Genomic DNA, 7,576 nt, shown 5'->3' with positions numbered 1-7,576 from the left:
TGCTGCTGTTCGTGCTGCTCGTGCTGATCCCGGTCTACGTGCTGTTCGTGACCAGCTTCAAGGGCGCCGGCGACGCCGCACCCGCACGCGCCTGGGCACTACCCACGACCTGGACCCTGGAGAACTGGCAGACCGCCTGGACCACCCTGGCCCCCGCCATCGCACGCTCCCTGCAGATGGTCATCCCCGCCACCATCATCTCCGCCTTCCTCGGCTCCCTCAACGGCTTCGTCCTGGCCCGCTGGCGCTTCAAAGGCGCCGACCTCGTCTTCACCCTCATCCTGTTCGGGATGTTCATCCCCTACCAGGCCGTCATGATCCCCCTGAACCAACTCGTCCTGGGCATCGGCATCCCCACCGGCATCCCCACCCTCATCCTCCTGCACGTCATCTACGGCATCCCCATCACCACCCTCATCTTCCGCAACTACTACATGACAGTGCCCCACTCACTGATCGAAGCAGCCCGCGTCGACGGCGCCGGAATGCTACGCACCTACTGGAACATCCTGCTCCCCATCTCCATCCCCAGCTTCGTGGTCGTCCTGATCTGGCAATTCACCAACGCCTGGAACGACTTCCTCTTCGCCGTCTTCTTCTCCTCCAGCAGCAACGGCCCCGTCACCGTCGCACTCAACAACCTCGCCAACGGCGCCCTCCTACAAAACTACGGCGTCTCCATGGCCGGCGCCCTCCTCGCCTCCCTCCCCACCCTCATCGTCTACATCCTCCTCGGCAAATACTTCGTCGGCGGCCTCATGTCCGGCTCCGTCAAGGGCTGAGCAGCGTCAAGGGCTGAGCGAAGACAGCAGCACAGCAAGGGCAGGCTCCAACGGAGCAGCGGCGCGGTGCGGCAGGGTGCCGTGCGCGGACCTCATCCTTCCCGAAGTGGAGGGCCCCCTCGGGGCCCGTGAACGGGTCCGCGCACGGCACCCTGCCGCACCGCGCCGCTGCGTCCCCAGAGGGCTCAGCCGCCCGACGCCGCCAAGGCCGCCTGGAAAGCCGCCACATCGGTGGCGCCGGAGTTGAACGCCGTCACCGCCGCGGTGATCGCGTCGAGCTGAGCGATCGGGACCGCGGCGCCGTGCGTCACGGACGACACGATCGTGTCCTGGCCGAACGACGCGATCGCTGTCTTCTGGTATTCGGTGAACTGCGAGGCGTCGACGTCGGTGCGGGCGGGGATCGATCCCTTGATCTTGTTGAACTCGACCTGCCCCTTCTTGGAGCTGACGGTCTGCAGCCACGCCTTCGCACTGTCCTCGTCCAGGATCCCGGTCGACATGGTGAACGAGTCGGCGAGGAAGTCGAACGTCCCGGACGTTCCGGGGGCCGGCACCACCCGGTAGTCCTCCCCGTACGTCTTGCCCTCGGTGTCGTAGGCGGCCAGGGCCCAGTCCCCCATGATGTTGAACGCGGACTCGCCCTCGATCACCATCGCGCTGGCCCCGTCCCACTCGAGTTCGTCCCGGTCGGGATTGGTGTAGCTCATCAGGGCCTCGTAGTGCTGGAGCGCGGTGGTGACGCGCGGGTCGCTCCACGAGGTGCTGCCGCTCCACAGGCCGCTGTACGCCTCGGGGCCCAGGTCGGCGAGCAGAGTGGTCTCGAGAAGGTGCACCTGCGGCCACGTGGTCCCGACCGACAGCGGGGCGTCGATCCCCGCGTTCTTCAGCTTCTCGAGGTCCGCGATGAAGGCGTCGAGGCCGTCGTACTCGCCCGACGGGTCGATGCCGTTCTGCTCGAGCACGAGCGGATTGACCCAGAGCAGGTTGGCCCGGTGGATGTTCGACGGGATGGAGTAGATCTTGCCGTCCTCGGTGGACAGCCGGTCGATGAGATCCTGCGGGAACGCCTCCGTCAGGCCGAACTCCTCGTAGAGGGCCGACACGTCCTGGATGTGCTTGTCCTTGATGTAGTCCTGGAGCTCCGCACCGGCGTGGGCCACGAAGACGTCCGGCGGGTCCTGCGTCTCGAGCCGCGACTGGAGGTGTTCCTTCGACGTCGAGCTTCCGCCGCCGCCCATCAGGCCGTCGTTGACGAACTCGATGCCGGGATGCTGCTCCTGGAACACCTCCACCAGTTTGTCCAGACCCCGCTTCTCCACGCCTGCCGCCCACCACGTGTAGACGGCGACCTTCTCGTGCGTCCGCAGAGAGGGTTCGGCGCCCCCGGCCGTGCCGGTGCCGCACCCGGCCAGCAGCAGGCTGAGGACGGCGGCGGACGCCGCCACCGCCGTTGTCTTACGCATCGCTCGCATTCGCGTCCCGTCTTTCCCTTCAACGTTGGAGGGCGACGCCACCGGTTCTCGGTCGTTCCGATGGCGCGCGGGCACCCGCGACACAGCGGGCGCCCAGTGCGCGAGCGAGCATAGCGTGAGATCGCTAACATCCCACAAAACAGGACAAAGCTATACCGCTTCCAGAGCTTTCCATCACCAGAGAGCGGCACGGCATCCTGCCGCACCGCTCTCCTCGATGCGGCCGCGCGATCACGCGGCCGCTGGACCTACCCCCGCAGCAGCGTCACGCGGTCCACCGCGACCGTCCCCGGATCGAGCCGCAGGCTGACGGTCGGCCGCCATCCCGTGACGTCCTCGCGCGACATCGTCAGCGGCAGCAGACCGGACCGGATCTCCCGCCACTCGCCGTCGTGCTCGATCCACGACGTCAGCTCGCCGTGGTCGACCACGGTCGCGAGCCGGTCACCCGGTTCCCACCGCACGTCGAGCGGCCCCACGCCCGCCGACAGCCCCTGCCCCTCGCCGTCCACGACGACGTCGATCCCGCTGCTGCCGCGCGTGTGGTTGTACCAGCTGTGCGCGCGGTTGCCGGGCCCGTCGGTGATGCCGAGGAACATCGAGTCCTCCGCCGCGCCCGTCCCGGCGAACGACTCGGGTTCCACCACGAGCGCGAACCGGTCGCCCGCCGTCGCCGGCAGTGCCAGGTGGCTCCAGCGGCGCCCCGCGGCGGTCGCCTCCAGCACACCGGCCCCGGTGTCGACGGCCAGCTCAGCCGCGGGTTCGCCGTCGTCCCCGTACGCCGTGTACTCGGCGAGCCGGTCGGTGGTGAAGTCGTCGTCGAACACGACCTCGCCGAACGTCTCCGGGTCGAACGGCTCGTCGCCCGGCAGGCCCCAGGCCGCGGACGGCACGGACGCGTCCGGGATCTCGATGCCCGGCTCGGTGACCCACTTGGCGCCCGAGTCGTACTTGGTGATCGTGAACTCGTCGAGCGTCTCGCCGACCTCGACCGGCGACTCGCCGCCGGGCACCACGTAGGTCGCGACGGACTCGTAGCGCAGCGTGCCGCCGTCGACGCTGATCGCCTGGTAGGCGGACACGTCCTGTGCCTGCTTGACGGCCACGGCGCCGTTCGCCTCCCACACGGACTCGCCGCGGTTGAGCACGTACTGCTTGCGCCCGCCGTTCGAGATCGCGTACACCGGCCCGGTCGTGACCCCCTCGGTCTCCGTGATGTCCATCGTGTGGTAGCCGCGGCCGTAGGTGTGGTCGTGACCCTGGAGCACCAGGTCGACGTCGCTGGTCTCCAGCACCGGCAGGATGTACTGGCGCCAGTCGTCCTCGTCGCGCGGGTTGCCGTTGCCGTCGATCGAGTTGGAGAACACCGGCTGGTGCGTGGTGACCACGGCCCAGTCGAGCGGGTTCTCGGCGAGCACCCGCTCCAGCCACGTCGCCTGCATGGTCATCCACGCCCGGCGCCCCTCGTCGCAGTCGAAGTCCGCCAGGCCGGGCGGCCGCACGAGGGTGCAGATGTCGTCACGGTTCGCGTTCACGGTCACGAACCGGACACCCTGGTAGTCGGTGTAGTACACGGTGTCGGTCATCGCGTCGGCGACGTGCTCCCCGTAGTCCGCCTCGTACTCGCGCGCGTCCGCGGGCACGGGCCCGTTGCGTTCGTACTCGAAGTGGTCACGGAAGTTCTCGGCGAGCGGCTGCCCGCCGATCTCGTGGTTGCCGAGCGCCGCGAGCACGTTGGTGCGGGTGCGCAGCTCCGCGTTCGCGTCGAACCAGTCGGACCACTCGAGCTGGTTCGTCGCCGTGTTCACCAGGTCGCCCGCGTACAGGCTGACCTCGGCGGACGGGTGCGCCTCCAGCGCCATGTCCACCGTGTTCGCCCACTCGTCGGCGATGCCCTCCTGGGCGTCCCCGAAGTACAGGAACGTGAACGGGTCGGCCGCGTCGCTCGCCGTGGTGAACCGGTGCCAGCCGGACCAGCGCCCCGCGTCGCCCACGCGGTACTCGTACGTCGTCCCCGGCGTCAGGCCGGTGAACGACGCCGAGTGGCTGCGCGCCGGGTAGCCGTCGACGTGCCGCTCCGGCTGCTCGACGGCGTCGACGGTGCGGACGTCGCCCGGGCCGTCGTCGGACACCTCGCGCAGTTCGGCGGCGCCGTCGACCGGCAGCGGGCTGGCGGTGCGCCAGGTGACGTTCTGCGCCGTCGAGGGGTCGGCCGGCGGGGTGAGCACGACACGGCTCGGCTCGCCGGTGGGGGCGTCCGGGTCGACGTACGGCGTGGTGGTGGTCGCGACGTCGAAGACGTGCATGATGCCGCGGTCCGTGTGGGCCGGGAGCACGACGGCGTCGACCGTCTTCGTCTCGTCCAGCGCGGCGGGCTGCGTGGCGAAGATCCGGAACGTCCCGCCGCCGGACGTCCCGTTGCGGTTGTTGCGTCCCGCGGTCTCGACGAGCGTGGTGTTCCCGCCGCCGGCGCCCTGGGCCCAGTCGGTGAGGTGCACCTGCACCGCCTGGCGCGACCCGTCGGTGTACTCCACGTACGCGGTGCCCGACGCCGGGCCGTTGGTCGCCAGCCCGAGGAAGGAGACCGCGGCCGCCCCGGTGTCCTCGAGGTCGATGCGCTGCCCGGCCACGATCCAGTTGTCGGGCTCGCCTTCCGCGGCATCCGGCCAGGTGAACGTGATGTCGGCGGCCTCGAAGGGCACCTCGCCGCCCGGGGTGACCCCCTCGGCCGCGAGGCTCTCGCGCGAGTAGGACCAGTCGGACAGGTCGATGGAGCCCATGTTGCCGCGGCCGTCGTGGGTGGTACCGACGTTGTTGCGGGCGTCGCGGCCGTCGTCGTGCGACGGCGGGACGTCGTCGGTGCCGGTGCCCCAGTCGCCCGGGGTGTCGCTCATGGTGAACCGCAGCGTGCCGCCGCTCCGGGCGAACGACGCGTCCACCCAGGACGCGGACTGCCGTTCGCCGTTCACGGACAGGCCGGTCGTGTACCGCTTCCCGGCCGACACGCCGGGAGCCACGATGGTGTAGTCGCGCCGGCTGTCGGCCGCGTCGATGGTGATGCGTTCGAACATCGGGGCGCTCACCACGAGGTCGGCGGTGCCGTAGATCGCGGGATAGATCCCGAGGTTGGCCCACACGTACCAGGCGGACAGGGCGCCCTGGTCGTCGTTGCCGGGCAGGCCGGAGGGCGTCGTGTCGTACAGCTCGCCGACCGCCCGGTACAGCACGTCGGTGGTCTTGTGCGGCTTGCCCAGCCAGTTGTAGACCCACGGGCTGTTGAACGAGGGCTCGTTGCTGAGGTAGTTGCCCGTCTGCGTGTAGGCCCCGGCGTCGAGGTCCGCCATGAGCACGTCGAGCGCGGCCTCGGATGCCTCGGCGCCGCCCCGTGCCTCGACGACGGCGCCGATGTTGTGCGGCACCATCCAGCCGTACTGGTAGCCGGTGGACTGGTTGAACTGGCCCCGGCCGGACGAGTCGTCCCGGACGCGCAGGTCGAAGCCGCGGTCGAAGCCGGTGCGCTCGCGCGGGCGGATGTGCTGTGTGACCGGGTCGAAGACGTTCTGCCAGTTCTGGGCCCGGGCCATGAAGGCGTCGTACGAGTCCTCGTCGCCCAGGCGCCGGGCGAGCTGCGCGATCGCGAAGTCCTCGACCGAGTACTCCAGGGTGCGCGCCGTGGCGAAGTTGGACTTGCGGTTCTCCACGAAGCCCGCGGCCAGGTACTGGTAGGCGTCCGGGCGGGTGCTGGCGTCGCCCGGCAGGGACTGCGTCTCCAGCAGGGACGCGAGGGCGGCCTCGCGGTCGTAGTCCGTGGCGCCGAAGTCGTCGGCGGCCGCCAAGGCGATCGGCAGCGAGTCCGCGGCCATGCGGGCCTGCACCAGGTTGTAGGTCGGGCCGTCGTACCAGGTGCCGGTCTGCTCGGCCATCGTCACGAGCGAGGCGTTGATGTCGCTCGCGACCTCGGGGTAGAGCATCGCGAGGAGCTGCGTGTGGCCCCGGTAGTGGTCCCACCCGGCGAAGTTCACGTACAGGTGCTCGCCGCGCCTCATGCGGTGCAGCTCGCCGTCGTACCCGATGTACTCGCCGTTGACGTCCTCGAACACGTTCGGGTTGTGCAGCGCGTGGTAGAGCGCCGTGTACAGCTTGGTGCGCGCCTCGCGGGTGCCTCCCGCGACGTCGATCGCGCCGAGCGCGCGCTGCCAGGTGTGCTTCGCGGACATCCGGACCGCCTGGAAGCTCTTGCGGCCGACCTCCTCGGCGCGGTTGAGCGCGGCGTTCTCGACGCTCGTGTAGCTGATGCCGATCTTCGCGGTGACCGTCGTGCCCGGCCGGAAGGTCAGGAAGGCGCCGGCGCCATGCTTCGTGTCCGACGACGCCGTGCTGCCGCCCGGCGTGACCTCGCCGTCGTCCCACGTGCCGTGGGAGACGAAGCGGGCGTCGAAGACCGCGGAGAAGTGCAGGTCGTAGAAGGTGCCCTGGTTGCACATCGAGCCGGCGCGGACCGTGCCGCTGACGGTGCGGGTGGCGGGGTCGACCGTGAGGTCGGCGGCCTCGACCGTGTTGTTGGAGCCGGCGGCGTTCAGCAGCAGGGTGGCGCCGCCGTCGTCGGGGAACGCGAAGCGGCTCACGGCGGTGCGCGTCGTGGCCGTGAGCTCCGTGGTGACGCCGTTGTCGGTGGTGACGGAGTAGTAGCCCGGCTCGGCGCGCTCGGCGTCGTGGTCGAACGGCAGGTAGTAGTCCCGGATCGACGTGCTCGGGTCCGCGGGCAGAGCGCCGTCGTCGGACAGGCCGCCGGTGAAGGGCAGGACCGGGACGTCGAAGCCGCCGTAGGCGCCGGTGCAGCCGGTGCCGGAGATGCGGGTGAGACCGAAGCCGCGCAGGCGGTCACCCGTGTACTCGTAGCCGCCCTTCTCGCCGTCCGGGCCCTCGCGATAGGTGGTGGGGCTGTTCTGGACGAGGCCGAACGGCACGGTGCCACCGGGGAAGGTGTTGCCGTAGGCGTCGTTCGACTTGTTCTCCGTGGTGTCGAGCTCGGTGCCGATGAACGGGTCGACGGCGTCGAACGGAGCGAGGCGCGAGCCGTGCTCGCCACCGGGCCATTCCCAGGGCCAGCCGTCGGGCCAGTCCCAGGACCAGCCGCTGGGCCGGCCGTCGGCGAGGGAGGCGCCTGCGGCCGGCGCCGCCATGGTCAGTGGCAGCGTGGCGGCCAGGCCGGCCGCGAGCAGCGCTCTGCTGAGGGGTGTGGGCATGTCGTTCCTCTTCCTGGTGCGGGGCGGCGGGCCCCACGGTCGGATCCGGCCAAGTCTCGAAGGAGCAGGGAGC

Annotated in this window: 3 protein-coding genes; 1 reads left to right on the top strand and 2 read right to left on the bottom strand. The window is 70.2% G+C overall.

Features of this window, described 5'->3' with window-relative positions; all coding sequences use genetic code 11:
• The first annotated feature begins 2 nt into the window (after positions 1-2).
• Positions 3-782 (top strand): carbohydrate ABC transporter permease, encoded by a 780-nt coding sequence (locus tag J0911_RS09140; RefSeq protein ID WP_242636510.1) that lies wholly within the window; start codon positions 3-5, stop codon positions 780-782.
• A gap of 185 nt (positions 783-967) precedes the next feature.
• Here the strand turns inward: J0911_RS09140 and J0911_RS09135 are convergent, their stop codons facing one another.
• Together J0911_RS09135 and J0911_RS09130 are read right to left on the bottom strand one after the other, a co-directional pair.
• Positions 968-2,248 carry an ABC transporter substrate-binding protein gene (locus J0911_RS09135; protein ID WP_242636509.1) on the bottom strand — a complete coding sequence of 427 codons (1,281 nt, stop codon included), beginning with the start codon at positions 2,246-2,248 and terminating at the stop codon, positions 968-970.
• A gap of 257 nt (positions 2,249-2,505) precedes the next feature.
• Positions 2,506-7,503, bottom strand: a complete 4,998-nt coding sequence (locus J0911_RS09130; RefSeq protein ID WP_207275161.1) for a GH92 family glycosyl hydrolase — start codon at positions 7,501-7,503, stop codon at positions 2,506-2,508.
• Between the last annotated feature and the right edge of the window lie 73 nt (positions 7,504-7,576).

Origin of the sequence: Myceligenerans salitolerans, assembly GCF_017349295.1 — a bacterium.
Lineage (GTDB): Bacteria > Actinomycetota > Actinomycetes > Actinomycetales > Cellulomonadaceae > Myceligenerans > Myceligenerans salitolerans.
Note: the sequence above shows the minus strand (reverse complement) of the source record. Positions and strands in the feature narration are given on the sequence as shown.